At 47.8% G+C, this 23,434-nt stretch carries 17 protein-coding genes and 1 pseudogene; 8 read left to right on the top strand and 10 right to left on the bottom strand.

Annotation, left to right across the window (positions count from 1 at the left end; all coding sequences use genetic code 11):
* Nucleotides 1–302: 302 nt before the first annotated feature.
* Nucleotides 303–1,886, bottom strand: a complete 1,584-nt coding sequence (locus tag HF650_RS24580; protein WP_187802932.1) for a sensor domain-containing diguanylate cyclase — start codon at nt 1,884–1,886, stop codon at nt 303–305.
* A 615-nt stretch (nt 1,887–2,501) separates the two neighbouring features.
* Between HF650_RS24580 and HF650_RS24575 the strand changes: the two genes are divergently transcribed.
* On the top strand, nt 2,502–2,744 hold the full coding sequence (locus tag HF650_RS24575; protein WP_187802931.1) for a biofilm development regulator YmgB/AriR family protein: 243 nt from the start codon (nt 2,502–2,504) through the stop codon (nt 2,742–2,744).
* Between the two features lie 72 nt (nt 2,745–2,816).
* Here the strand turns inward: HF650_RS24575 and HF650_RS24570 are convergent, their stop codons facing one another.
* Nucleotides 2,817–3,092, bottom strand: coding sequence for a hypothetical protein (locus tag HF650_RS24570; protein WP_187802930.1), 276 nt, complete (start codon nt 3,090–3,092; stop codon nt 2,817–2,819).
* Nucleotides 3,093–3,746: 654 nt separating this feature from the next.
* Between HF650_RS24570 and HF650_RS24565 the strand changes: the two genes are divergently transcribed.
* Nucleotides 3,747–4,991 (top strand): PAS domain-containing methyl-accepting chemotaxis protein, encoded by a 1,245-nt coding sequence (locus HF650_RS24565; protein ID WP_249118883.1) that lies wholly within the window; start codon nt 3,747–3,749, stop codon nt 4,989–4,991.
* Between the two features lie 176 nt (nt 4,992–5,167).
* A complete protein-coding gene (locus HF650_RS24560) occupies nt 5,168–6,961 on the top strand; it encodes a sensor domain-containing phosphodiesterase (RefSeq protein ID WP_187802942.1) in 1,794 nt (597 codons plus the stop codon).
* A 666-nt stretch (nt 6,962–7,627) separates the two neighbouring features.
* Here the strand turns inward: HF650_RS24560 and HF650_RS24555 are convergent.
* From HF650_RS24555 to HF650_RS24535, 5 genes and pseudogenes are all read right to left on the bottom strand, one after another.
* Complete coding sequence (locus tag HF650_RS24555) at nt 7,628–8,167, bottom strand: YfbU family protein (RefSeq protein ID WP_187802929.1); 540 nt, start codon at nt 8,165–8,167, stop codon at nt 7,628–7,630.
* Nucleotides 8,168–8,558: 391 nt separating this feature from the next.
* Entirely contained in the window at nt 8,559–8,846 is a 288-nt protein-coding gene (locus tag HF650_RS24550; protein ID WP_187802928.1) for a hypothetical protein, read from the bottom strand.
* Nucleotides 8,847–9,024: 178 nt separating this feature from the next.
* A complete protein-coding gene (locus HF650_RS24545; protein ID WP_187802927.1) occupies nt 9,025–10,260 on the bottom strand; it encodes a DUF2254 domain-containing protein in 1,236 nt (411 codons plus the stop codon).
* 363 nt (nt 10,261–10,623) lie between these two features.
* Nucleotides 10,624–11,100, bottom strand: a pseudogene (locus tag HF650_RS24540) (Tn3 family transposase); the annotation flags it as partial.
* Nucleotides 11,073–11,510, bottom strand: a complete 438-nt coding sequence (locus HF650_RS24535; protein ID WP_187802926.1) for a VOC family protein — start codon at nt 11,508–11,510, stop codon at nt 11,073–11,075. The pseudogene HF650_RS24540 and the gene HF650_RS24535, both read right to left, overlap by 28 nt.
* A gap of 1,497 nt (nt 11,511–13,007) precedes the next feature.
* On the opposite strand from HF650_RS24535, the gene HF650_RS24530 reads away from it, so the two are divergent.
* Together HF650_RS24530 and HF650_RS24525 are read left to right on the top strand one after the other, a co-directional pair.
* The gene (locus HF650_RS24530) at nt 13,008–13,451 is read left to right on the top strand and encodes an antitoxin Xre/MbcA/ParS toxin-binding domain-containing protein (RefSeq protein WP_187802925.1); all 444 of its coding nucleotides are present in this window, start codon (nt 13,008–13,010) and stop codon (nt 13,449–13,451) included.
* Nucleotides 13,448–13,918 carry an RES family NAD+ phosphorylase gene (locus HF650_RS24525; protein ID WP_187802924.1) on the top strand — a complete coding sequence of 157 codons (471 nt, stop codon included), beginning with the start codon at nt 13,448–13,450 and terminating at the stop codon, nt 13,916–13,918. Before HF650_RS24530 ends, HF650_RS24525 begins: the two co-directional genes overlap by 4 nt.
* Before the next feature lie 90 nt (nt 13,919–14,008).
* Here HF650_RS24525 and HF650_RS24520 read toward each other — a convergent pair whose 3' ends face one another.
* Together HF650_RS24520 and HF650_RS24515 are read right to left on the bottom strand one after the other, a co-directional pair.
* Nucleotides 14,009–15,007 carry a tyrosine-type recombinase/integrase gene (locus HF650_RS24520; protein ID WP_187802923.1) on the bottom strand — a complete coding sequence of 333 codons (999 nt, stop codon included), beginning with the start codon at nt 15,005–15,007 and terminating at the stop codon, nt 14,009–14,011.
* Nucleotides 15,008–16,414: 1,407 nt separating this feature from the next.
* A protein-coding gene (locus tag HF650_RS24515; RefSeq protein WP_223284357.1) for an integrase core domain-containing protein occupies nt 16,415–17,426 on the bottom strand; the annotation gives its coding sequence in 2 pieces (ribosomal slippage) (nt 16,415–17,201 and nt 17,200–17,426; 1,014 coding nt in all).
* Nucleotides 17,427–17,986: 560 nt separating this feature from the next.
* Between HF650_RS24515 and HF650_RS24510 the strand changes: the two genes are divergently transcribed.
* Nucleotides 17,987–20,410: an autotransporter outer membrane beta-barrel domain-containing protein gene (locus HF650_RS24510; RefSeq protein WP_187802922.1), complete on the top strand. Its 2,424-nt coding sequence runs from the start codon at nt 17,987–17,989 to the stop codon at nt 20,408–20,410.
* Nucleotides 20,411–20,708: 298 nt separating this feature from the next.
* Nucleotides 20,709–20,927, top strand: coding sequence for a hypothetical protein (locus HF650_RS24505; protein WP_187802921.1), 219 nt, complete (start codon nt 20,709–20,711; stop codon nt 20,925–20,927).
* Nucleotides 20,928–21,105: 178 nt separating this feature from the next.
* Here HF650_RS24505 and HF650_RS24500 read toward each other — a convergent pair whose 3' ends face one another.
* A complete protein-coding gene (locus tag HF650_RS24500) occupies nt 21,106–21,285 on the bottom strand; it encodes an Hha/YmoA family nucleoid-associated regulatory protein (protein WP_187802941.1) in 180 nt (59 codons plus the stop codon).
* A 608-nt stretch (nt 21,286–21,893) separates the two neighbouring features.
* Between HF650_RS24500 and repA the strand changes: the two genes are divergently transcribed.
* Nucleotides 21,894–22,802: a plasmid replication initiator RepA gene (gene repA, locus HF650_RS24495; protein WP_187802920.1), complete on the top strand. Its 909-nt coding sequence runs from the start codon at nt 21,894–21,896 to the stop codon at nt 22,800–22,802.
* The last annotated feature ends 632 nt before the right edge of the window (nt 22,803–23,434 follow it).

The raw sequence follows: 23,434 nt of genomic DNA, 5'->3' as shown, positions 1-23,434 counted from the left end.
CGGTGGGTCTTATATTGGGGAGTTGCTGAAAACGACAGGGTTGTTACAGCAGGATGGAAGCATACCGGCAGGCACTGTTAGCCAGGTGCAAATATGATCTGCACTGATAATATCAGTAAAAAGACAGGGTGATTGATGAAAAAAACGCCTTTTGCAGGCTTATTTCCCCGACAAAGTTCCAGAAGGGGAAAGAATTCTTTTACATATCTTCATTCCTTCTGAGCCTGTGAAATGTGGCGGCACCTTACAGAAAGCAGCATGAAACAGGTAGGGGTGTCAGTGATGCCATTGATGTCGTTTTATCAATTACTATATTTCGGATAGCGCGACATACCATCCGGAGCACTGACCACCACCCCATTTCTGCCTGCGCCTTTCGCCTCGTAAAGTGCAAGATCAGCCTGGTGTAATGCGAGACTGAGATTGTCACCACAGTCATCAAGCGCCGCGACACCGGCAGAAAGAGTAAGATGGCCCGTAAAAGGGAATATCTCGTTAAAAACAGATGCCCGTATCCGTTCTGCCGCAGCCGCAGCAGCTTCACGTCCGGTATCAGGGAGGAAAATAATGAATTCCTCACCACCGGAACGGCTCACAATATCGCAGCTCCGGCATACACTCAGTAATTTATTACTGAGGGCAACCAGCACCGCATCTCCTCCGGTATGACCGTGATGGTCATTAACTCTTTTGAAATAATCGATATCAATGGCGACGATGCTGTGATTACCTGAGAGAAGATAATCATTGACCTGTGAACTGAAACCTTTGCGGTTGTAAAGGCCGGTAAGAGGATCTTTCATGGCTTCCTCACTGAGGACGCTCACCCGGCGGGTCATTAGCTTGAGATGGTGGCTGACAGACTCCCGCAACCGTTCCGCTTCCTGATAGCCCGGATTAAGCATTGCGAGTTGCCGGAGCGTGCCTTCACTGTCACTGGTACGGGTGAACTCAGCAAGTTTTTCAAGAGGTGCAGAAAGCCGTGCCGAGAAATACGTCACAATGGCCACAGTAAGAGCAATGATAGCGAGTGTGAACCAGCCTGCATTAAGAGCGCTCCGGTACAGGATATGCGAGACACTGTCGGATGTGCCGGATATCAGGACGCGCCAGTCGGCCTGGTTCAGGCTGGCGAACCCGATGAGCCCCGCCCTGCTACTGGTATCCACGAAATGCCCGCTTCGGGCGTTGGCCAGACGTTTAAGCAGTGCAGGATCAGACTGAATATGTGTACCAACCAGTTCCGGCTTCTGACTGAAAATTATGCTTCCACCTCGGGTTACCACACTGACTTCAGTCTGCTTACCGTAAAAATGCTGACTCAGTATCTCGCTGAGCATACTTTGTTTTTTTAGATAAATGGTGCCCCCGATGTAACCGAGATACTCACCGCCAGTCGAGAATAACGGCTGGGAAAGGAATACGACGTAATTACCGGCAGCAGAAACAAACGGTTCTGATATAAATGCTTTTTTGTCTTTTAAAGCCCGCTTACTTGCAGCAGAGCTGAGCCGGACGCCTATAAGATCCAGGCTTTCCGGTGAGGTCGCGGCTATGACAGCATCAGCGTTAACGATAACAACCGAATTGAAAAAACCGGACTGTAGCCGCAGCCGCTCTGTTTCCTGAACCAGCCGGGGTTTGTCATTCAGCTGTGTGATAAGGCTGGCGCTGTACGCAAGTTCGCGTTGTGCCGTGACCAGGTATCGATCTGTTGTATCCGCCAGTTTCCGGGCATAGGCGATATTACCTTCCAGAAGACTGACCTCAATATTACCTTTCTGAAAAAGTGTGAGCGAACCCAGAAGCAGTAAAGAAGTCAGCAGGATCCCGCCAACCGAGAGCATCAGCATGAGGGTGCGAAGACGGTATTTCCTGTTGAGCATGGTTATCCATTCATCAGCATTACAAAGATGCAGCAGTTTACCAGTATGATGAACAGAATATAGCCATCAATGCGGGGAATTTGTCAGCGACCGTTCCGGATCTAAAAGTAGCCAAATAAAATTGCCTGAAAATATAGGCAAAATTATCCAGCTTACTTCACAGCCATTCCTGCATACCGGACAGGGGGCTTTTAAGTTGTTTTCAGTTATCGACACTAAAGAAATCGGTCATCGAAAAGACGTAACTATGCAGACCGTGAAAAGGGGGGCCAGATCACTGCCAGTTTGTCTTCAGACTTCGTTGCAGTTTTGAACCTCTTCAGGTTTTGCAAAAAGTGGCTAAGCCATTTGATAGCGAATATTCATCAGGTGAATTTTTACCACATTACGCAAACAGGCTGTACCAGAGTTTATGATAAAAGGCCAGGCGGTAAAGAGGCATACTGCAGCAGAATCGTACTACTAACACCTAAAATATATCCTTGCCATTTATTGCAAAAAATTTCTTTTCTCGCTAACTTGCAGGAGTTGTACAAGCATTACTAAAAAATTGCACAACCGACAACTGCATACTGCCCGCTATAATGGATTACGGCTCTTTTTAGCGAGTTTATAATGGCTAACTCTACTTTCGTGTTGCCCCTGGTCTCGCCCGACACCCACGATGCTCACGAAGATGAACAGCGTGTTATTGATGAGATAAAACGGTCATTAAAGGTTGAAAACGATGCTATAGCCAACAAAGACCTGATGCTCGCACTTATTAGTCGTCTCGAAACGGAAAACAATGTCGTGCAGAAAGATGTTTTACGTAATGCGCTTGAGATAATCGTTTATATCACATTGAAAAAATTGTAGTTTCCCCTGATTTTCCAGATATTTCCTCCATCAGCCGAAGGCTTTTTTGGTCAGGAACAATGGAGATAGCAGTTATTTACGGGCATCCGGGAGTAAGTGATAGTCCCGGTCAACTTTTTGTCCCCCCAAGACTGACTTTCCCCTTAAATGGGCTGCTATGGCTGACTTTATGTCAGCGATTGCCAGGGCACAGGTATTCAATTGTTCTGCGCTGAAAATCTTCATCTGGAAATCTGTCAGTATTTTCAGTCCGGAAGCCAGAGTGACATCATCATTCCTGTCCATTAAAACCATCACCGCCCGTGCAATGAGTTCGCCCGAAATCCTTTCTTTATCACATCTTTTCACGATAAATGCCTCCTGCACGTAACGAAGCCAGTACTCTTTTAAGCATGAATTTAATTGGGGTTGTTCCACGAATCAAAAATATGGTTCAGCATGATGGCTGATAAAAAAAGTTAAGCCATACCGACCAGCAACTTTCAGTTGCCGGTATCGCATGAAGTGCAAGCAGCCGTTTCCGTGGTGAAGCGCAGCATACTGAACTACGAGTGTCGATCAGAATTCATTCCGGGGGAAAGGCACTTAAAGTTCAGAAAGAAAGATAATTAGCGGTGAAAGAGTGTGGCCTGCAACAGACCGGCACTGGCTCTGACTTTATGCAGCGAGCAAATAACTAACTGTTATATATTATTTTTTTCGAATCCATTGCCGGTTTTTTGCCTGTTAGTGCAACATTCAGCCCTTTTTCACGATGGTTCCTGAAACGCACGGTGTAATTATCCAGGCACGCTATCTGCGCAAAAAATAATCGCACCGGGAGCAGGCGCTCACCAACTCAAATTATCACAGTAAAATATAATGTATTAATGAAACCCTGCCGATAACCGGAGGAAGTAATCATTTTATCCGGTACCTATGATGCGCACGCATTCACTCAGAAAATTTTTTTCACGTAAAACACTGTCTTCTGCTGCTTCGTTTAACGCATTAGTGCAGGTAATGCCTGTCATCGAATTCAGCCCCTCGGGTATCATTCAGAAGGCGACCCCCCTTTTTTTGACAACGATGGGATATAACGCTGAAGAAATTACAGGAAAGCATCACAGCTTGTTTTGTTCCCCTGAATTCATCAGATCACCTGATTACAACCATTTCTGGGAACGGCTGGCAGCGGGTGAGCATTTCAGTGGTAAATATCAGCGTCTGGCCAAGGGCGGATATCCGGTATGGCTTGAAGCAAGTTACATTCCGGTTACCGACAAGCGGGGCAAAGTTTGCAGGATCATAAAAATAGCTACTGATATTTCTGAACGTGTGCAGTCTGCGCTGGAGCAGGAGTCAATCATAAATGCGATAAGCCGATCCATGGCCATCATCTCATTTGATACGACTGGCGTTGTGCTGGATGTAAATGAAAACTTTCTGGTGTCCACTGGCTATGAGCGAAAAGACGTCATAGGTAAGCACCACCGCATGTTTTGCTCTGAAGCCCTGTACACCAGCGAGGAGTATCGGCAGTTCTGGCAGAAACTGAATCAGGGGGAATTTTTTTCCGGCCAGTTTCCACGCCTGAATCGTCGTGGAGAGCCCCTGTGGCTCCGCGCCACTTATAATCCGGTATTTAACAATGAAGGGCATCTGTACAAGATAGTGAAATTTGCCACAGATGTTACGCAGCAGGTATTACACAACCACAAAGAGCAGGATGCTGCTGTACATGCATGGGATATGGCTGTACAGACGCGCGCAAGTGCTCAGACCGGGGCGCGTGTTATTGAGAGCAGTATAAGCCTGATGGGTATTATAGCGAAGGAAATGGGCGTTATTTCCGGAGATGTCTCCCGTCTCAACAGCCAGTCTGAAAGTATTGACGAGATGGTTGAAACCATACGAAGCTTCTCGATGCAGACAAGGCTTATCGCTTTAAATGCTGCTATTGAGGCTGCAAAAGCTGGACCGGCCGGAAAAAGTTTTGCGGTTGTCGCCACAGAAGTCCGTCATCTGGCCGCCAGGGTAAGCATCGCCACGGAAGAAATAGAACGGGTAGTCGCCGGCAATAACAAACTCGCAAAAGACGTGCTGGGCGGCATTGAAGGCACGCTGGTGAATACCACAAAGGGCGTTGCCCTTATGCATGATGCCGGTAAGGTGATAGCGAACATTGAAAAGAATGCACAAGGTGTTGAGATTGCCGTCTGGGACGTTGCTAGTTCAGTGAAGGCCGGTTACCAGGCTGAATACTGATGAAATACGGTAACCGCATCAAGGCCGTGGCAGGCGCAGACCTGTATACAGCAGGGCACAGACGCTCTGTTTTTTGTCGATTTAAGCGTATGCTGAACCATTATTTTACGATTCGGTTAAAACATTTGTTTTTTCCTCCTTCAGCCACCTGTGAGGTGCATCACCGGAGTCAGTTTATGCTTGTAAATCTCAGAGATGATGAAGAAAGACGGCAGAAGGCCATGGACGCACTTAAAACTTCCGACGAAAGCAGGGGGAAGGTGCTGAAAGAATTTGTCCGTCTGACCAGCGACTCACTGGGGATCTCCGGAAGCTTTATTTCTATTGTCGACGACAGTCATCAGGTCATCCGGGCTGCACACAATATCGACCTTTGCCGGACTGCGCGCGAGGATGCTTTCTGCAGTTACGTGGTGGACAGCGGAAAAGTCATGGTGGTCCACGATACACTTAGAGATATACGTTTCGCTACACATCCTCTGGTGGTGGCACCGCCGGGTATACGGTTTTATGCGGGCGCGCCACTGGTTAACCGGGAGGGCATCGTCCTCGGCACGTTATGTGTAACAGACATCGTGCCCCATTCGTTTTCCCGTAATAAAATCAACAGGCTGAAAATGCTCGCCCGTCTTGTGATGGCATTTTTGGAAGTCTGGCACTCAGCGGGTTTCACGGATGCCGCGACAGGTCTGCCAAACCGTCAGCGGCTGATACGTCACCTTGAAGGACTCCGTGATGATGCTCACAGCCTGCTACGCCTGACATTAATAGACTGCATTGATATCCCCCGGGCATATGAGCTGGCACGCGCATTGGGCATGGCCCCCGTCGAGGCAATGCTTCGTGATACTGGATTACTTCTCCGGGACAGACTGTCCTTATTGCCTGCTGAGCTAGTCTATACAGTGGCTGTGGGCCGCTACGCGATTCTGGCGCCAGCCAGTGATCGGTTCACTGCACAGTATGTTGCGAATAAGTTGCATGACCTGAGCGTCAATCTCAAGAACGGGGTGGCTATGAACCTGACCATCCGCACCGGTGAGGTTTGCTTTGCACCGGGATCACTGTCACCCCAGGAGAGCCTGAGACGGGCCGTCAGCGCGCTGCATGATGCCATTAATAAGAACGTGGATGCGCAGGAGTTCGATGAACTTAGCGATGCGCGGCGTAACAGTGATTTTAAACTAATGAATGATCTGGATAATGCATTACGCAGCAGCACGGGTGGGTTATATCTCGTGTATCAGCCTAAAGTATCATTGACCTCCGGCCTTCCTGTCAGTCTGGAGGCGCTCATTCGCTGGTGCCATCCTGAAAGGGGAGAACTTTCTCCGGCGGAGTTTTTGCCTGTTGCGCATTTCTCAAGCCTGATGCACCGTCTGACCGACTGGGTGGTGGACGAAGCCGTGCGTCAGTTGACAGTCTGGTCGGCCAGTCTACCGCTACTGCCTGTATCGATTAACGTCAGCGTCAGCGACCTTTCACGCAAAGGTTTTGCTGCAACCCTTTTCGAAAAAATGCACCGTGCCGGCCTGCCCGCACATCTGCTCGGACTGGAATGCCTCGAAAACGAAATCGTCACCGAGAATACAGAGGCTATGGACAATATGACAGTGTTGCGGGAACGAGGATTCAGGATTCTGCTGGATGATTTTGGTGCCGGTTACAGCAATATTGGCTATCTGCGCCTTTTGCCAGCCGATATTATCAAACTGGATAAATCTCTGGTCGCCGGTCTGATAAATGATCCAGGCAGCCGTATCATTGCCAGCAGCATCATTGGCATGCTTAAAGCACTAAACTTTATTGTGGTTGCCGAGGGAGTGGAGGATAAGGAGACACTCGAGCTACTCAGACAATACGGATGCGATGAGGCACAGGGATACTATTTCTCCCGACCACTGCCCGCGGCAGCACTCAAAGCCTGGCTAAATGCCACCTCTCAACATGGAGAAAAACAATGGCTATAAATATTAAACCTGCTCAACAGTATGATGTTGATGTTATTTTGATATCAAAGCATCTATTATCGAAAATCATCTTAGCCGCGAAGAACTGAGCGATAAGGGAGTAACTGGACAGATTGTGGCGATTTAAACATCCAAAATTTTTAGCGTCATAAAAATGTCCGAAGAATTCCTTTCAGGTTCGACACCCGGTTGAAACATGACCAGCCCAGATGCTTCCGTAAATAAAGATAAATTATCTCTCTTAAAGACATTATCGTACCTGAGATAGAGTCTCTTCCATGAGGCTCGGACACAGTCTCTCCACTGGACTTTAACCTTAGCAAATTCTCACTTTCGTGCATCATCCGTGTGAATGACTAATAGTCCGGGGCAGGGTAGCCGAAAGTACAGACTCGCCTTTGAAATGAAACTCAGCACTTCGGGAGGAAGTGCAAGTCCGCCTTCGTTACAACTTAGGGAGATGTGAGGGCTGCAAAAATACAGGCTATGAAAAGTCACGTCCCATTGCGTCGACGCGCTCATCCCTGAGCTATCCCTGGTGTGGGTAGGAGCCACGCTTGGGCGTTCTTTAACTGTTGCACAGCATCCCGAAAATACAAGCGTAAGCGGTAAACTTTGAGACTAATCACAGGTTAGTGGGTTAGCACAGCATCAATACATAACTCATTATGAATATGAAGGAGCCCTCATCAGCAAAGTGTTTAGTTCATAGACTGTAAGATTAAAATCTTTCTGTGCAACTCTCATCTCCTGAAATTTTTGCAGCATTTTTTCATAAAATTTCTTGGTATGAGAATGAGTGTCGGTCAGAGGCATTTTCTGCTCCGGGAACTGCTCTATTTCTAAAAATACATTGGCGATACTGAAATAGTTTGACTCGTTGTTACGATCAAAACCAGGGATCTGTATGGTGCCATCCTCCACTCTCAGCTTATGAGCTGCAATTAATTCCGTTTGTTCAGCAATCGAAAGATTACTGAATGCAACAGACAATCCTCGATACATACTGAATATGCTTGCTACAAAATCTCTCTCTGCCTGTGAGGGAGATCTTGAGGCTAATGAAGGATACTTATGCTCCAGCACCCACTCATTTCCCGAGGATACAGCATAATTAACTATTTTAGGATCAAATGAAGTATCTATTCCGAGCTTGACTGCGATTTCGCATAATAAGATAGTATTGATTTTATCCTGAGCGCCCATATCCATAACCTCATAAATTAGCGATATTAAGTTTAGTGGAATTCCTGAAGGATTTAGTGCTTCCAGCAGGGATCAAACACATTGCTCTAAAATGCTAAAAAGTAGTCTACGCAAAAGTAAAGAAGATAAGGTGCTGAAAAAAAATTGAATTATTTCATGACTTTTTTTTAGCCAAAAAAAAGCCCTTATGATTAAGGGCTGCAAAGATGAACGCTTAACATTTTGATGGTACAATGCTTAGTCACTTTCAAAAACAGGCAATGTCAGGTTCATGCCTGTCTGTATAACTATCGCACGGATATTTTAAAATGCAAACCTAAGTGTTTAAAAAATGAACATAATGCTGTGTTGAATGACAACTTTTAGTTTCATAAGATACCAGTACCTTTCATCAAGGTGAAAATGGTAGTGTTTCTTTTAACCTAGAAAGATGATCAATACCAGATGCATTAATGCGGATTGAATCCATTTTGATAGCCCATGGTGTTGAAGGAGGTTCAAGTTTACAGTCGAATATCCCCTCAATAAAACCATGATCATGCAGATAGATAAGATATCCTTTCAGCTCGATAGTTCCACCTAGTTCTTTGATAAGCGGTTCAAAGCTCTCTACTGGTAATGGGTAAAAATCCTGAAGAAAGCTCAGTGTAGCTTCAACTCCTTCTCTCTCAATTTTCATTCTTACCTCGGTATCAGGATGAGGATCAAATCTGGTATTCTAATTTATCATACAGGAGGTTTCTAACCTCCTGTATCGTTTCAACCAGCCAAAGTTATGAACCAATATATTTTGGAGCTATATGTTGGTCACTATTAATGGTGTCTCGTACGCATCTGTATGCAACCACCCGCTAACACTACCAATGACTGACACGTTCAACAGCAACCCTGTCTGTTTCACAGGTCATTGCGTGATGAGCGCGTGCTAGCGCGAGCTGTGAATGACGCCGGCCATCAACGGCGTAACGGTGTGGGGCAATGAGCGCCAGTGCCTGCAGGGCTTTCTGTAGGCGTAGCTGCACTTCAATCAGCGCGGCACCATCGCGCCCAATGCCGGTAAATATATCGTCGAACATATCGCTAATCTGCGTGGGTCGCATAAAGAGCTGCGTGTAACGCACTGTGGCAGATTCGGCTGGTACAGGCTGGCTGAATAATCTGATCGCCCGCCCGATGATATCGATTGCAGTACCGGGATCGTTAACGGCTGGCGATAAAGCCCGAGAGGCAATTTCGGAGAGCACACACAGTCCAAAACGCGGATCCTGATCAAAGGAGCGCTGTTCACCGAGCGTAAAAGCACTATGAAGCCTCTGAAGATCAGCATCAGAAAGTGCATGGTTACACCAGAGCAATGGCGATCCGTGATGAATAAAACTACCTGGTTGCACAGTCAGGTAAAGATAACAGTCATTCTCTCGAGTAAAGTCGGAAAGATACTGCAAATCAATGTGCTGTAGATAGCCGGCCTTCCGCGGAAACACGCCCTGCCGGGAAGCTTTCTTCGGCAGGATACCGTTCCAGTGTGAGCAGCCCATACAGGGCTCCTTGAGCCGGTTGAGAAGGGCCGTCGCCGTGGCTTCTTCCACACGCTGCGAGGTGTCTGTCATGCGGCCAAACTGTGACAGATGTTGTATCCAGCGCAGCAGGGTAACAACAATCATACTAATGACTGCCAGGGTCACAAAAAATAAAACAACGCGCCCTTGCGCGCCATACGCCCCCATCCCAAGCGCAACAATCCCCACCAGGCTGTAAAGAAAGGAGCCAATAAACGTAGCCAGAACATTTTGAGTTGTACCGTCTTCAAGCAGCAGCACAGTGGCACGTGGGGTGATGCTGCTACTGGCAGAATTGTAAGCAGAAACCATAATATTTAAAGAAAATGTAGTAACTGCCAGCATACTGGAGGCAAGGATAGTTAGTATTTTGTCAACAGCGTCACTGCCGACAACGCCGGATACCGAGACAGGTATAAAAGGTTTAATGGCGATGGCAACTAGCGCCGTGATAACAGCCAAAACGGCGAATAATGAGCTGCGAAACCAGAGTTGACGAGTAAGCCGACGAACAAACCATTGTGTTTTAGACATTATATTCCCTGCTGTAAGGAGGTTTACAACTGCCCAGTTGCGGCCTGACCTTATACCTGCATCGCGAACAAAAATAGAACGCCAGCACAGAGGCGGTACTGACCCGAAAGTGCCTGTAAAGGAGCATATTCAGTGGTGTGAAGCACAGCAGCGCATCACCCGAGAACGTAAGCGATCGTCTTCTTGTGGCAGAATTAGCTATCGGTTCAGCATCACAAGATTTGTCAGCCCTCCAAGGAAGCATAGCCGCCGGATACCGGGATGTCCTGCGGTTTGTAGTATCTTAAACACAATTCGCCTGCCAGTGATGAGTAAGGCACACTTTGGCGACAACATATCAGGGGTCAGTTTGGATATCGAAAATTATTGTACATTGAGGTTATTTTTCACCTTTCGACTTTAGCTGGCCTTAGGCGACGAAACTTATCGGAAGCCGGTATCCTGTTGCATTTCCAGATATAATGGCCTGTCAGATTGATGTACTCCCAGCCTAACGGCGACAAATGTGACAGCAGTTGCTCATTGATTTTCAGCCCTTTACGCTTCGCCCTTTTCATATAGACAGTATTCCAGAGCGAGATAGCTGCCCTCAGCAGCATCAGTCCACCGGCGCAATAGCTCTAATTTTCCGGTTTTCGGTTCCTGATTTCACCCAGACGGTGCAGGAATACCGCACGTGCCAGCGAGTTACGGACTTCACCTTTATTCATTCCCGCCACCCGCCAGGACCAGCCGACGAAGTGCCGGATCGCGGAACCAGTCGAGCATAAACAGCGTTCGTTCAATACGGCCAATCTCCATCAATGCTCAGGTTAGTCGGAAGTGCTGCTTCGGATTGCTTCAAGACCAACCTGCTGTCCATAAGAAAGCTCCAGAGTATTACCATCAGGGTCTGCGAAGAAAACGTAATAACCCACAGGTTCTCCGACATCTTCAGGCTCTTTGCGTAACACGCCCTCAGCCCGGGCCATACATGTTTTCCTGTCAATTTCTTCGCGGTCGGCACAGGCAACGCCCAGATGACCGAAATGACCCAACGGGGTATCAGTCACTTTGTCTGCCTGAACTAAAACCAGCGCAAATGGGCGGGTGTGATCGCTTAGCCATGCCACTTTACGGGCATCCGGAACATCAGGTTCGCGCCGGTGGACAACAGACATACCGGCATAGCGTTCATAAAACGCAATACTTTTATCTAATTCTCTTACGACAAAAGCGACGTGCGTAAAACCAATGTCTATCACTTTCATATCCAAGATTTTCCTGTTAAGCGCCTGAAGCTTTACTTTAAAACCTTAAGCATACTTTAGGTCAAGGGATTGAATGTTTACCCTGGCAATGACCATTTGGAATAAAGTTGCAGAATCACCAGAGGATAGACCCCAGGCAGCAACTTCCGGGTTGGTACGCGTACACCAGAACTGATTGTGATACCAATACCGAAACCATCACTGTGTTTGCGGGGCTGGTATCATCGGAGCATATTCTGGCAGCGAGCGATAAAGCACAGCACTGACGCGCCCGGACCCTCCGGGCTTGTCCAACCCGAAAAAAAAGCAGGATGACCCTGCCTTTTCCGGGTTACCGTTATCTCAGATGTCGTCTTTAGCATAATCAAGCAGACAAGCTTCCTATCGTTTTGGCTAAGATTTGTTCTCGATGGCAGAGGATTAAGAGACGATTCCAAATCTGTAAACGACCATTCTTAGTTACAAAACTTGGGGGACCTGTTCATGCCAACAAGCGTTTACCTCAGGTCTGACGGTCAGTGTGGCAGCGCTGAGCCGCTGGCGTCATCCTGAAAGAGGTGAGCTTTTACCTGCTGATGGTCTACCTGTTGTCCATTTCTCCAGCCTGATGCACCGCCTGACAGACTGGTGGTGGACGAAGCCGTGGAAGATGAGCAAACCTTTAACTGCTTAGGGAATACGGATGTGATGAGGCACAGGGATACTATTTCTCCCGGCCATTGACTCCGGTAGCGCCGGAAAACTGGCTCAAAACCACGCAGTCCCGGAGATGGACTCTAGCCAGTAAATCCAGTTCAGATGACCTGCGTTATACACAGGCACATTTTCCAGTCCGGCCTCACACTTAAGAACCGGCAGGATATGGTGCACCGCCAGCTCCGTCAGGCGTACCTCAGTCAGAAAGTTGTGCCGGCGGATGCGGGTTCATAGGGGCGCGGAGCGTTCTGCCGTATGTCTGGTCCACCCACAACGCCAGATGCCGACCGGAACATACCCCAGCCATTCCTTGTTACCTTTGCACGGCACTTTAAGGGCGCGCGCTCTGGGCGGCGTAGCTTCATAACCCAGCGCAGCCACGGCCAGCCGAGAACAACGATTATGGAAGAGGCGAGTTATGAACTTAATCTGCGACTGTGAAACATGACAAAAGACAAACTGTGCCGGAGATCCGCCAGTTCAAAAAATACGGAACATACGAACATGCAGTTACTGGAAGCTTACCGGCGCGCGGACGAAATGAAAAAAGTAACGAGCAAAATGGAAAACAAATTTGATTGATTTTTGACCAATTTCTTTTTTTCACTGCCGGCGCGGGCGGCGGATCGTTATCCACAGGTTTATGCCCGGTCTGTGCAACCTGTCGGTGGAAAAAATCGTCGCTACGGACCCCGTACAATTACATGAAATCCGGCACGATGTTTTTTGTAGCGTTAGCGGTTAATATTTGCCCGGAGTTCACCATATGGATATAATTAAATATCCATATGGAGGATTCTCATGAAAACATTCAACTTTTCCACGATTCAGGCCAGGCCACCCCGCTTATGGCAGGTGGCAGGGTTAAACACTTCGGACGGAGTTGCATTAGTGGGCCAGATTAATGATGGCCTGGATGGCAGGGTCGCTACCGTGATCGCTGACTGGGCAAAGATCACGCAGAATGACCTGCGCAAAATGTCAGGCATACCACCCACGACGTATGGACGGGGCCTGAAAGCGCGATTTAGTCCAGATCAGAGCGAACGACTGGTTCGCATCATCCGTGTCATTGATCGGGCAGTTGACCTGTTTGAAGGGGACAAGGAGGAAGCCCAGAAGTGGCTGAAGGAACCAAACCGTGCCCTGGGCTGGAAAGTGCCAGCTGAGCTCATGGCATCCGAAACCGGGGCTTATGAAGTCATGAAGCTGATCACCCGTCTGGAACACGGGGTGTACTCTTGATTCTTTACCGGCTGACCAAGACAAAGTATCTTTCTACAGCCTGGACGGGATACGGAGCAAAAGAAGCCGGAGGCCGGTGGAACAGTGTCGGTACATCAATGGTTTATGTATCAGACGTGGCATCGCTCACCATGCTGGAAACACTGGTACATCTGCATGCGTCACACATCATGGATTACTTCACGTTACTGCGGATTGATGTACCAGACGAGCAGATCCAGAAAGCAGACATGGGCGAACTTCCGGGTAACTGGGCTGATGAAGAAGCGCCATCAGAGCTGGCAGCATATGGAGATGCATGGTGCTTTACGGGTTCCTCAATAGCGCTGCGTGTTCCCAGTGCATTATCCCCCGTTGAATTTAACTATCTGCTAAATCCTGAGCACCCGGAATTTTCCAGCGTAATAAAACATGCTGAAGAAATTCCCTTCAGATTTGACAAACGGTTGAAACGCGCGCGGCCTTAACAGGTACAGGCGGACTGATGCGCCTTCAAAACGTCAGGCCAGCAGATTCAGGGATCGCATAGCATTTCTTCTGAGCGCGACATGGACAGTTCAGCTCCCAAAATCCATTCGCTCCCTCGCCTTACGCAATTTTTCATCCCCGCGCCGGTCATATTTCTGGGTGGTGGTGACACTGGCATGCCCCATGGCATCCTTGACGGTAATCAGGTCTTCACCGTTATCCAGCAGCGCCGTGGCAAAGGTTCGCCGCAGATCATGCGGGGCGCATCTGTCCAGACCGGCCTCACGCTGGCGCACCTGCAGGATATGGTACACCGCCTGGTCGGTCAGCCGCTCCTCCGTGAGGCAGTCGTGCCGGCGGATACGGGTGAACAGCGGCCCGGGAGCCTCGCCCCGAACCTGGTCCACCCACAGCTCCAGTCGCTGCCAGGCGCCGGCCGGGACATATGCCAGCCTTTCCTTGTTCCCCTTGCCGAGCACTTTCAGGGCGCGGTCGCCTGGCTGGATATCTGCGTAACTCAGGGCCACGGCTTCCGAGCGGCGTAAACCACAGCCGAGAAGGACGCCCAGCAGGGCAGCATCGCGCACGCCTTTGCTGCTCCGGTCCGCTTCACAGGCGCCAAACAACTGACGGATTTCCTGCGGGCTCAGGGCGCGACCCCGCGGCAGTGCGCTGCCCCGCACTGAACGCACTGCCCGGATGTGCTGGTAATCCTCGACGCTCATCAGCTTCAGCATCCAGGCCTCGAGCGCCACGCCGCGCAGGGCAGAGAGATAGGTGTTGATAGTGGCCACCGCCAGCCCCGTATCCCGCAGCATTTCGGTGAGGGCCAGCACATGGTGCCGGCGCAGCGACGCCCAGCTGCAGTCGGTCAGGTCCCGGGCGCCGAGAATCCGGGCCACCGTGTTCAGGAACGATGCCATGGTCTGCCGGCTGCGGGGTGAATTCAGGGAAATGAGGTAGGCCCGGGCCGGATTGACGCGGGTGACAGTGTCACCTGACAGGGCCGGCAACAGGTCTGCTTCCGCGCCGGGACGCACCGGAGCAGAGAATGGTAGAAAGTCGTCGTCGTCAGGTAAGCCTGGCATCGTGCTCCGTAACCCCGTGAGTAAAAAAACCGGCGGCTGCCGGCAAAATCCTCCGGTGCGCTGCATGAAATCTGGTACCGGATGGCCTGCCCAAATCGTATCAGCACATCTCTACTTTTTCAAACGTACATTTTAATAAGTAGATATTCAAAGCATGTAAATCGGTTCATGCGGGGGACTGCAGCCACAAACTTCATAGTTACCCTAATTTTATAGTAATTTTTTGATTTATTTCAGGATGCGAGGTAAGGAAGATACATAGACTATACATCTTTTTAGATGTGCTTTTATATGCCTGCAAATAATTAAATTTATGAATTTTGGTCACTACAATGCTCATCATCTATTAAATCAGTAATGAATTTTTTTTGTTCTTCTGTTAAGAGTGACAGATCAAGATGGTCATGTTTTTTATTTTGCGTTTTATCTTTTTTATGATCATCTTTTATTTTGCTTTTATTACACATAATAAATAATCACCCCTACGACAATCCAGAAAACAATGCTTATCAAAAAAACAAGAATCCAGGCCATGTTCTTTGTTAACCTGAAGATGCCTGTTTTTCTAATGTGATTATTCGGCATTAATATAGTTTCCGTATTATTATTTTTGAATTGTGATGAGAATATATGGGGGAATTAATCCGCATAAGCATTGTACAAAAACAACCCCACTGCCCCACACGGGATAATAATCATCAATAACGATGCGGCGGCAACCTGGTTTTCTGTGAAAGTTATCCTTCGCAACCAAGAGACTAACTTCTTTCTTTGTGACCTGCTAATGGTTCTTATAACGTTAATCATCCTTCCATGTGCCTTTTTTAGTGTATAGGAATTGCTATATAGTGATTATCTTCTGATATCACATTATGCGTCTGGTAAAGAATTTCCCTGGTGCCTTTTTGGCTGATGAGTCTAGCGCTACTGTTCAGTGCGCATGATGATTTTCGCCCGCATACATAGAGGGCACTTAATTTTTATTATTCTGCTGCCCAGTTTTCTGAGTTAGATACTCGCAACTTCAGAAAGAGTAATATTTTTTCCATAAATTTTTTCATGTGTTCTAAGAATATTCATAAGATAGTTTTAAGGTAATTCCTATGTCAAACAAATATATATAAGAACTATGTAACATTTTTCTTTCTTAGCATGCATGCAGTTTCATCTGTGAATTATCTGCTTAGGACTCATTCAAGATTTTTGAAAATGCCGTCGGTATTATTATTTTTTTTTTGAAAAAGTCAGTAAAAAACCGGGAGATGTTAATCATGCTTTGAAATAATTTAGTAGCACTGTTAAATCAGCTGGAGTAACATTTGTCTACATTGCTGTTCGTTTTTTAAGCGAAAATTCGTGCATTGTAAGGTAGCCAGGCTGACCTGCCCCCAAGATTGGATACAACCTTCAGTTAGTAATGTCGGTTGGTTTTTCTTCATATTTCCTGTTTCGCCAGTCCGTTGCGAATTCAGCTGGTTTCTGGTAATCCAGCGATGAATGGGGACGGCACTCGTTATAATCCTGTCGCCAGTCATTAATCGTTTTCCGGGCATGAAGAATATCGCTGAACCAGTGTTCATTCAGACTCTCATCGCGAAAGCGTCCGTTAAAACTTTCAATAAATCCGTTCTGCGTTGGCTTGCCGGGCTGGATAAGTCGCCACTCCACGCCTTGCTCAAAGGTCCACTGATCGAGCGCGCGGCAGGTAAACTCCGGGCCCTGATCGGTTCTTATCGTAGCCGGATAGCCGCGAAACAGCGAAATGCTGTCCAGAATATGCGTGACCTGCACGCCTGAAATCCCCAAGGCAACAGTGACCGTCAGACATTCCTTTGTAAGGTCATCGACGCAGGTAAGGCACTTGATCCTGCGAACTGTAGCCAGCGCATCCATGACGAAATCCTTCGACCAGGTCATGTTGGGCGCCGCCGGGCGGAGCAGCGGCAGACGTTCTATTGCCAGCCCTTCTCGGCGCAGTAACTGCCTTATGCGACGGTAGCCAAAACGCCTGCGCTCCAGTGCCAGTTCAGTGATGTGCCCTGATAAATGGGCATCAGCAGCTGGACGCTGAGCGTCATAGCGGCAGGTCGACAGGGACAAACCTGTGAGTCTGCAGGCACGACGTTGCGACAGACCGGCCGTATCACACATCAACACCACGGCTTCGCGCTTCTGGTCTGTCGTCAGTACTTTCGCCCAAGAGCCACCTGAGCGCCTCCTTATCCAGTATGGCCTCGGCAAGCAGCTTCCAGAGTCTGGCGTTCTCTTCCTCAGGCGACTTCAGGTGCTTAACCTCAGGCACCTCCATTCCGCCATACTTCTTACACCAGGTATTAAACGTGGCGTCAGAAATGGCGTGCTTACGGCAGAGCTCACGGGCAGAAACTCCGGCTTCAGCCTCGCGGAGAATACTGATGATCTGTTAGTCGGAAAAACGCTTCTTCATGGAGGTATCCTCATGTGGCTTATGAAGACATTACTGACATTGCAGTGTGATAAACAACAGGGAGCATGTCAGCTTCATTTGATGCTTAAAAAATAATCAATTATGTATAAAAATATATGTTACTTATTAATAAGAAGTAATAAACAAATCAAACAACTAAATAGCAAAAAATAAACATATGCACATTTTTATTAACATATAGTTTTACGTTATGGAAGAATAAACTAATAACATAGATAAAACTGTCATTTTCTCCCTATTAATAAGCATGGTAATTATTAGCCGGACATTTTTTTGATATAGAAAAATTTAATGTTACAAATGCCGATAACGCGTTCATTTGACATGCGAACAATCTGAATATTACCTTAAGGTAATTCTTAAATAAAACATCATCATTCTTATATCATTTTAAGAAAGATAAGTGTGTTCACATGGGCATTATAGAAAGCAGGCATATGATGATGTCTTATATTTGCTTCTTCTGTTTAAAAGGTAATTAAACAACGCTTCACTGAGTAACGGAGAGAAGTATGAAATATAATAAAAAGCTGGTGGCGGCTTCGGTAACTCTTGCAATAACGACGCAAGCGTATGCCGCCAATGAATTCCTTGAAAACGGTAAATCGGATAGATATTTTATACAGAATGTTTACAATGATCATTCTGCTGATACATACCAAACAAATAAAAAAAATGATATCAATGATCAGTTTAATAAAGCCGATCACTATCTGGTGAATCAGGCATCAGGAAAAATTGGTACTGTAGAAATTGATTCTGGCACGCAATACGGCATTACAGATTCAGAGCCTAAATTTAACCCTGATGGAATGGCAATTAACCCAAGAAAATCGTCTGAACTCGCTAACGTTATCACTAACTACGGCAATCTCGAAACAACGTTAATCAAAAAAGATGCTGTGTTGCAGGGCAATTATTTCGTTGATCAAAGCGGGACAGCTGACAGTATCCAGAACGCGGGATTGATTAATGGTGGAATATTAAACAATGGCGTTATCGCCAACTCTATTATTAATGGTGACGACGCTGGGAATGGTCAGGTTAATGTCATTCAGAACAATGGTACCGTCGGTAACATCCTTAATAAAGGCATCGTTGTTAGTGATATTGAAAACAAAGGAACGGTTAACCAGTCGATTGAAAACGACGGTACTATCAAAGGTGACCTGATAAACAGCGGCAAGATCAACGGTAAAGAAAACGGCATTGCAAACACCGGTACTATTTTGGGTTCGCTAGTCAATAATGCCCAGGTTTCCGGTAGCGTGACTAACTCAGGAAAAATTGAAAATGGCATCTTTAATAAGAAACAGATAGACGGCAGCCTGATCAATACCGGTACCGTCGAAAATGGAATACTAAATAGCGGCACAATAAAAGGCGGAGTTGTCAACAGCGGTGTTATCAATGGCGGTTTCAAAAACACAGGGGGAATAGACGGGAAGTTTACTAATACAGGTATAATAAATGACGGACTTTCGCTAGGCAATTTCAAAGGTGAGTTAATCAACACAGGCGCTATCACCGGGGATATTGATTCCAGTGAAACTTTCACCCTGACAAACGATGCAACCTATACCATCAAAGATGGTGGGTTAACCAGTCTCAATACCCATTTCGTAAATAACAATCTTCTCATTCTTAACCCAACCTCGCACAGCGCCGGCAATACGCTTTCGGTAGCCAGTTACGACGGCAAGCAAAACAGCGTCATTTCTGTCGGTACCATACTGGGCGGCGGCGACTCCCTGACCGATAAACTGGAAATCAGGGGGGCAGCTACCGGTACATCGACTGTTATCGTCAATAATGAGAATGGTAAGGGCGGTAAGACAGAGGACGGGATCCAAATCATCTCTTACGCTCAGGGTCAAAATGCGACCTTCATCCAGGGAAACCGAATCAGCGCGGGTCTTTTTGATTATAAGCTTGATCAAAAAACCGACGGCGTCTATCTGGACTCTGCTGGTTACCGTCCGGAAATTGGCGGTTTTACCAGTAATATCCAGGCAAATAACACGCTGTTCAACACTTCGCTTCATGACCGACTGGGTGAGACCCGCTACATTGATCCTCAAACGGGCCAGTTAATAACCACAAGCTTATGGATCCATAATAGCGGTGGGCACAACCGTTTCTCTATGGATGGCGGTTTAAAAACTACCGCTAATCGCTATGTGGTACAGATTGGTGGTGATATCGGCCAATGGAACGATGGCAATCAGGGCAGTTTACGCATCGGCGTAATGGGCGGATACGGTAATCAGAAAAGCAATACGGATGCCAGCCGGACTGGTTTAAGCGCGAAAAGCGAGGTGAGCGGTTACAGCGCTGGTTTATATGGCATCTGGTATCAGAACGACCTCGACAAGACAGGATTCTTTGTAGACAGCTGGGCCCTCTATAACTGGTTTAATAACACAGTTAAAAGCAACGATGAGGGAAGCATCAGCTACGACTCGAAGGGTATCACAGCCTCTGTTGAGGGGGGCTATACTCTTCCGGTAGCGACTTATACCAATTCAAACCTCTACGTCGAACCCTCGCTTCAGGTCACTTATATGGGAGTGGAAGCTGACGATACTCAGTTGAAGGATGGAACGACCATCGCCAGCAAAGGTGACGACAATGTCCAGACACGTCTCGGCATGAGGACGTATTTGAAAGGCTCAAATAGCGCGGATAAAGGCACGGGGCTTGTATTTGAACCTTTCATCGAAGCCAGCTGGATTTATAACAGTAAAAACTATGGCGTCTCCAGCAATGGTTATAATGCTGACATGAACGGAACTCATAATATTGGAGAAGTAAAAACTGGTATCGAAGCGAAGCTGCATAATAACGTGAATTTATGGGCAGCAATTGGACAACAAATTGGCGACAAGAGCTACAGTGACAGCCGGGCGGCTGTTGGCGTGAAGTATATATTCTAGCTCATCAGTTGCGACATATCAGGCATAATGAACTGTCTGATATGTCGCTCGTTTTTATGGTCAAATGAATACGCTGAATCGCCGTTATCATAGCCTGTAGGCAAGAAACCGGCAGGCTGCTAATTTAACCAGTCTTAATCAGAACATAGGTTATGAAAATAACACGACGTGGAGTATGGACCATAACCTTCACCAGTTGCATCGCGTTTAGATAATTATAGAACGTGGGATTATTACAAATTCAATTGTATCAGGTTTACTTTAGTGACACTTATAAACATTACAGTGTGGTTATGTGATGAAAAAATATATCACGATATCTGTGGACCAACAATGCCGCATTGTCACTGACATGGCGGCCTACAAAGCTGCGTGGCTAAAAATAAAAGGAGGTACAGAGGAAGAAATTTTAAGAATAGAAAACCAGCAACCTCTGATGTTGCGTGATTATTTCCGCAAGAGATATAATGACTGGCTCTCGCTCTACAGCGATCCTTTATATTTTCTTGACGAGTGATTGGGTAAACCCATACTTTCTTGTAACAAGATGATTTATATTATTTATGCGTCATTCAGTTTCTATTATTTTACTGGAACACTAGGGTTAACTATCCACTTCACTATTTTCTGGGCAAAGTATCGATATTTCTTTTCATGCACATAATAAATTCGACATTCGACACTTAATGGAAACATCACACATTCTTCCATGCAGTGGCCGGGACTTTGTCCCACAAGCATTTATGTCTCAGTTCTGCTCTGCGGTGATCTGCTGCACCCATCATTGCGTCAAGTTCGTGTCCTGTAAGCTTATCCTGTAATCGCTCGAAAATTCTCTCGAGCGTGTCTGTTGTTGAACATTTCCTGAATTTCATTAAATAGGAATGCTGCAACTCCTTAAATGAATTTTTATCGTCCACGTTGTTCTCCGGAATACGTATCGACCTCGATAGCGGCACATTTTACCAGAGCGCGCGATTACTCGTGCCTGTTGTTTCATTACATTCTGTTAATCATCTTTATATCCTGGCGATCCTGTCAGGGGTACCGGGATCCTTTTCAACTGGAAAACTCAACGCCAATTGGGTAGACTCTGCCAGATATGAAAACCCTGTGGTGAAGTGTTTTCATTGTTACAACTCTGAATTATGTACTTATCTCAAATCAGCGTGCTGACCTGATCTGATGTCTTGTGGTGGGACGGAAGGTTGAGGGAGAAAGGATTAATTCATGCTTTTCGTCTGTACATGCGAGCGGGCGAAAAGCGCAAGGAATTCATGGATGGGGCGTGTCCGAAAGACGCCCGGGAGCAGGTGACGGCAGGTTTGCCGGAGCCTGAATGCAAAAACCCCCCGAAATCTGCATTGAAACTTGGCGGAATCATCAGATATCAGGGGGTCCAAAAGCAGGCGCAGCGCCTGTGAAGGATTATAACGCATGCATCACATAAAACAACACCCGGCCGCCATAAGAAAAGGCCGGCGTGAATGACAATCTGAAACCACGCGACGATCGTCGCCACCGTGGTACCCATTCCACGACCTGTAAATGCCCGGCTCCGGAGTATATCCGCCCGGCACACTATAAAGCCCTCAGCAAAGAGCATGGCCGCGCCCTGCGCAACCTGATCGCCCGGGACAAAACAACCGGGGAATGGGTTATACGACGCCGGGTCTCTGCCGATCCCCTCTTCACTTTCCTGCGACCGCAGACCGGCCGCAAGCGGGCATTTTATCCTGAGCGCCGGAACCTGTTTGATGCGCTGTTCATCCTGTTCATGAATAAGGTTGATCTGGCCACCGACATCGTGACCATCAATACCACCAGGCTGGCGGAAGAGCTGAGTCCCAGGGATGAACAGGGCAATATTATTCCTGAGGAGGCGGTCACCGTCTCTCGCGTTTCACGCCTCATCACCGCTCTGGTGCCGTTCGGTGTCATCGAGGAGCCGGAGACTGAGTGGGATGTCATCAATAACTGCCGCTTACCGAAACACATCATCATCACCGAAGCCGGCTGGCGACTGACCGGTGTGGATATGGACAAACTCCGGGCCGAACAGGAAGCACGCCGGGCCGCCATTCAGGACGGCCAGCTGTCACCGGGCGAAACCCTGAGCCTGAAAGCTGCGCGCCGTCGCTGGTACGAACGCTGCCGGCACCAGACCATCCTGTCGCGCAGAACCCGCGCCCTCGAGGGCAAGCAACGCAAAAAACTCGCGGGGCTACCCTTTGACGAGCGCAAGCGCCAGGTGTCCGAGGATCTGATGCGCAGCATGAAAGGTCAGACCGGCCATATGACACATCAGCAGTTCGAGAAACTGGTCTGGTCGCAGCTGTATCAGCTGGAGCTGGTCAGCCTGGAGCCGCCGGGAACATCGCCCCCTCACTAGCCCGACGTTTTTAAACCTCCGCTTTGCTGCGGAGGCTTCCGCACGTCTGTCACAAATATCCGGTCAAATATTACACAACGAACAGGCCTTTCCCGTTGCCGGCATGCCGCGAAATAGCGTCTTACGGCCATCACTTTCTTTTATCCACAGATTTTCGCAAACAGGATAACGCCCTTTCCTGCAACCCCAGTCAGGAAACGCGCAATATATTAAGGACTTCGTCCTTACTTATATTCATAAAAGATGCACCTTATTCACTGGATAAAAACGGTGGATAACAGGGACAAGTCACAGAGGCCTTCGCTTACAGCAGCCTGACGGCCGCGCCGCTCAGAGATACGCTTCCCCCCACCGCAAGCGGCGGGTCCCATCAGCGCCAGAATCCGGGCACCATGCGGCCATTTAGCCCCTGAAAAGCCGCGCCGCCCCGGGCCGCAGGCCCGGAACAGTGCCGCTTTTAAAGGGGATGATGTAACTAAGGGACTGAGCTGCTGCACGTGGTTTCGCGGTGAGTACTGAGTGACACGCTCGTAAGCGCCCTGACGGGACGCTAACGCGGAGATACGCCCCGTCTTCGGCAAAGCCTCGACGTGACCACTCCGGCCGCGCACAGGAGGTTCTGAATCGCTTTT

Origin of the sequence: Kosakonia sp. SMBL-WEM22, assembly GCF_014490785.1 — a bacterium.
Lineage (GTDB): Bacteria > Pseudomonadota > Gammaproteobacteria > Enterobacterales > Enterobacteriaceae > Kosakonia.
Note: the sequence above shows the minus strand (reverse complement) of the source record. Positions and strands in the feature narration are given on the sequence as shown.

What these genes read in the sequence shown, in the direction of transcription:
- HF650_RS24510 (WP_187802922.1), top strand. Translation starts at nt 17,987, where the DNA reads ATGAAATATAATAAAAAGCTGGTGGCGGCTTCGGTAACTCTTGCAATA.
- HF650_RS24535 (WP_187802926.1), bottom strand. Translation starts at nt 11,510, where the DNA reads ATGAAAGTGATAGACATTGGTTTTACGCACGTCGCTTTTGTCGTAAGA.
- HF650_RS24575 (WP_187802931.1), top strand. Translation starts at nt 2,502, where the DNA reads ATGGCTAACTCTACTTTCGTGTTGCCCCTGGTCTCGCCCGACACCCAC.
- HF650_RS24520 (WP_187802923.1), bottom strand. Translation starts at nt 15,007, where the DNA reads ATGCCAGGCTTACCTGACGACGACGACTTTCTACCATTCTCTGCTCCG.
- HF650_RS24500 (WP_187802941.1), bottom strand. Translation starts at nt 21,285, where the DNA reads ATGAAATTCAGGAAATGTTCAACAACAGACACGCTCGAGAGAATTTTC.
- HF650_RS24565 (WP_249118883.1), top strand. Translation starts at nt 3,747, where the DNA reads ATGCCTGTCATCGAATTCAGCCCCTCGGGTATCATTCAGAAGGCGACC.
- HF650_RS24545 (WP_187802927.1), bottom strand. Translation starts at nt 10,260, where the DNA reads ATGTCTAAAACACAATGGTTTGTTCGTCGGCTTACTCGTCAACTCTGG.
- HF650_RS24580 (WP_187802932.1), bottom strand. Translation starts at nt 1,886, where the DNA reads ATGCTCAACAGGAAATACCGTCTTCGCACCCTCATGCTGATGCTCTCG.
- HF650_RS24530 (WP_187802925.1), top strand. Translation starts at nt 13,008, where the DNA reads ATGAAAACATTCAACTTTTCCACGATTCAGGCCAGGCCACCCCGCTTA.
- HF650_RS24505 (WP_187802921.1), top strand. Translation starts at nt 20,709, where the DNA reads ATGAAAAAATATATCACGATATCTGTGGACCAACAATGCCGCATTGTC.
- HF650_RS24550 (WP_187802928.1), bottom strand. Translation starts at nt 8,846, where the DNA reads ATGAAAATTGAGAGAGAAGGAGTTGAAGCTACACTGAGCTTTCTTCAG.
- HF650_RS24560 (WP_187802942.1), top strand. Translation starts at nt 5,168, where the DNA reads ATGCTTGTAAATCTCAGAGATGATGAAGAAAGACGGCAGAAGGCCATG.
- HF650_RS24555 (WP_187802929.1), bottom strand. Translation starts at nt 8,167, where the DNA reads ATGGGCGCTCAGGATAAAATCAATACTATCTTATTATGCGAAATCGCA.